General features: G+C 65.5%; 1 protein-coding gene. It reads right to left on the bottom strand.

Annotated features, from left to right (window positions below):
- Positions 1 to 3,723: carbohydrate-binding domain-containing protein (locus tag AC5JJ6_RS28660; protein ID WP_496045327.1), on the bottom strand; the 3,723-nt coding region annotated here is incomplete at both ends.

Below are 3,723 nucleotides of genomic sequence, written 5' to 3'. Positions count from 1 at the left end.
TGTCGGCATCGGTGGTAGCCGTGCCCAGGACCTGCGAAGCGGACTTCAGGCCGTTGCCGTTGAGGTCGGCCTTGATCTCCAGGAAGTCGGTACCGGGACGGAAGTCGCCGATCCGGTCTCGGCCTCCGGCGTCGGCGCCGAAGACGAAGGTATCGCTGCCGGCATTGCCCTTCAGGTAGTCGTTGCCGCCGCCACCGGAGATCCGGTCGTTGCCGTTGCCGCCATAGAGGAAGTCGTCGCCGGGACCGCCGTTCAGGCCGTCGTCGCCGTCACCGCCGAACAGGATGTCGATGCCCTTGCCGCCGCCGATGGTGTCGTTGCCGCTCGATCCGTGGATCAGTTCGTTTATGTCTGAACCGTTCAGCGTCTGGTTGCCCGACGAGCTGGTGATGCGGATGCTGTCGAAATTGAGGTGGGTGCCGTCGGACAGCTTGGGCGCGATGTTCCAGGTCGGGTCGCCGAAGAAGGACACGGCGCCCTTGGCCTGCACGATCGACTTCGCCAGGAAGCCGAAGGCCTCCATCGCGTCGGGCGACTGGGTGGCGCTGAAGATCGAGGCGACCGCCGCCTTGGCGTTGGCGGCATAGCCGTAGGGGGAAGTCGGCGTGCCCATGATGCCTTCCGCCGGGACGGTCGGCGAGGTGCCGAAGCTGCCTTTGAAGAAGTCGGCCCAGGTCGTGTAGACGGGACCGTTGCCGGTCGAGTTCACCTTCAGCATATAGGCGGCGCCGAAGCGCGGATCGAAGCCGTCGTCGCCGTGGATGAAGCGGCCCGACGTGAAGTTGTCCATCCACTTCAGCAGTTCGACCGCCTGGGTATTGCCGCGCTCCGCGATGGTGCCCAGGACCATCGCCACGAAGTCGCTCTGCCAGACCAGCAGGTCGCCGTCCGGCCACATGTCATGGCGGAAGAAGCCCTCGATCTGGCCGTACTTGTCCATCGCGCCGTCGGTGATGTAGCGCTTCACCAGGGCGTCCATGTTGTTTTCGAGCATGTCGTTGAAATAGGTCTTCAACTCGCTGTCATCGGGCGCGATGAAGGCGCTGTCGCTCATGTTGCGCCACGTCCAGGCCCGGCCGCGCACCTGATCGAAATCGATGAAGCCGTCGTCCCAGCCCCGATAGTGCGGTGCGTAGGAGGCGATGCTGTAGGAGCTTTGGGCCATCAGGCCGTCCAGGTAGTACTGCGAGCCGGTGACCAGATACGGCAGATAGTTGAGGGCGGGCTGGTGCGCCGTGTCCATTTCCCAGCCGGCCGCAGTCCCCTTGGCGAAGCCGTTGGTCAGACCGTCGGCGCCGAACTCCGCCCAGTTGGTGCGGCCGTCCATCCACAGCCTGGGGTGCTGGTCGATCCGCAGGTATTCGCCGGTCGCCTCGTCCCGGTAATGCCACGGGATGCTGCCGCTGGCGTCGGCATTGGCGAGCATGGTCTTGAGGGCGGTGGCGTCCTGGCTCGCCAGATAGCGGGCGTGCCAGGCCGGCATGATGCCGATATCGGAGCGTCCGCCGACATCGGACATCTTCTTGTAGATCAGGGCGTTGCCCATGGGATCGGTATTGGCGCCGGCCGGCATGCCGACGGTGCTGGCAAGCACGCCCATGGAACTGTCGATCGAGGCGACGGCGCCGGTCTGTTCCAGATAGTCCACGTCGTAGACGACATGGATGTCGGGCTGCCCGCCGGACCAGACCTCCTTATGCCAGGTGGTGTTGCGGTAATGCGCGATGTTGGCCTTGGCGTAGGCGATATTGCCGTGCTCGAGCACCTGGATGTCGTAGTTGTAGAAGCTCTGCATGCCCGGCTTGTAGGAGGATTCGACGCCCATGATGACGTCGGTCCGGACGCTGCCGTCCTTGAAGGCGCGGATGTCGAGCGTGACGGTCAGGTGGTCGTTGATCGCCTTCACCACCCGGAACTCGCTGGCGAGCGGGCCGCTGATCCAAGTCTTCAGCGTGCCGTCGGCGGCGGCCTGTGCCAGTTCGGCGGCGGCGTCGACGGTGAACTTCGTGACGGTGCCGTCGGCGTTCCTGAGGGACAGGTTGATATCGACATCGTAGCCGTCGGCCAGGATATCCGCCGCCTTGATCGCGGCGCCCGCCGGCGGATGGTCGACGACCTTCAGCATCAGGTTGACGGTGGCGCCGGCGGCCAGCGACGGCTGCGCGATCGTCAGCAGGGCGTGGCGGACCGAGCCGTCCTCGTTGGTCGCCTTGACGTCCAGCTGGACCGGCACTTCGCGCCCGTTGATGACGGCGACCAGATATTTGCCGTGGGCCAGATCGCCCTGCTTGAAGACATGGCCGAAGGTGATTTCGCCGGCGGCCTGGGCCTTGCCGGTGACGTTCTCGAACTGGAGGGCGACGATTTCGCCGGCCTTGGCCGCATCCGGCAGATCGGGGGCCTTGAGGACGGCGCCGGGAGCCTTCACCTCGATCACGGCCGGGACGATGGCGGCAGGCGGCCCGTTGAAGATCAGGTTGCCGGCCCAGTTCATGGCCTGGGTGCCGGTGATGGTCGTCATCCCCGGCCGGACATATGTCGCGGTTTCGGCCTCGATCCGGGTGCCGTTGACTTCGATGTAGTCGACGAACAGGTTACGGTCGCCGCCCGACGCCTTATCGTTGATGTAGCGGAGTTCGATCCTGCTGTGCGCCGTGGTGTCGGACGGCGCCTTGAACGTGATGGTCTGCCACTGGCCGGTCGCATGCGGCGCCGTGACCGAAACGGTGCCGCCGACCTTCTGCCCGCCGACATAAAGATCGAACTGGGGCGGGATGCCGCCGGCGATGTCGCCCGACGCCTTGACTGTAATGGTGGACGTGCCGGTACCGCCGCCCGTGCTGCCGCCCGACGACGGCGGGGGAGCTTCGGTGACTGCGGTGTTGAAGACCAGCTTGCCGGCCCACAGCAGGGCTTCCTGGCCGGTCAGCGTGGACTTGCCGGTTCGCTCGTACTGCCCGGCGCTGGGCTCCAGCCGCTTGCCCTTGACGTCGATATACTCGACATACAGGTTGCGGTCGCCGCCGCTGTCGCCGCCGTCGTTCTCGTAGCGGATCTCGACCTTCTTCGGGTCGACGCCTTTGGCGAGGCTGAAGGCGAAGTCCTGCCATTGCCCGGCCTTGTGGGACGCCTCGACCGAAACGCTCTGGCCGACCTTGACCCCGTCGACCCACAGGCCGAAGACCGCGGCACCCTTGTAGCTGTCGCCCGAGGCGCGCACGACGATATCCGCGCTCGGCGCCTGGGTAACCTGGACTTCGACCGTCTGATGGGTGGAGGCGAGGCTGAAGTTGGAGGTCTCGACCGCCCGCGCCGCCACGGCAAGCGTGAAGTTGTCGGCGAAGGCGGCGGGCAGGATCATCTGGAGGCCGGCCAGATCGGGCGCCTGAAGCACCCAGTTGCCGCTGTCGTCGCGCGTCCCCGCCGTGAAGGTCACCCCGGCGGGGACCTCGCTGATCATCACGGACAGGTTCTCGGAACCGTCGAGATCGACGAGGTTGGCGGAAATATCCAAGGCTACCAGTGTCGGCTCCGTTGACTTCGCTTCGACGTGGAGAGTGCCGTCGACGGAAAGCAGGGGTTTGTCCGCCACCGCCGAGACCTCGACGGTGACGGTACCGGTGGTGGTGCCGTTCTTGCCGTCGCTCAGGCTGTAGGTGAAACTATCCCGTCCGCTCCAATAATCGTTCGGTCGATAGGTCAGGGTACCGTCGTCATTGATGG

It is taken from the genome of Skermanella sp. (assembly GCF_059503625.1).
Note: the sequence above shows the minus strand (reverse complement) of the source record. Positions and strands in the feature narration are given on the sequence as shown.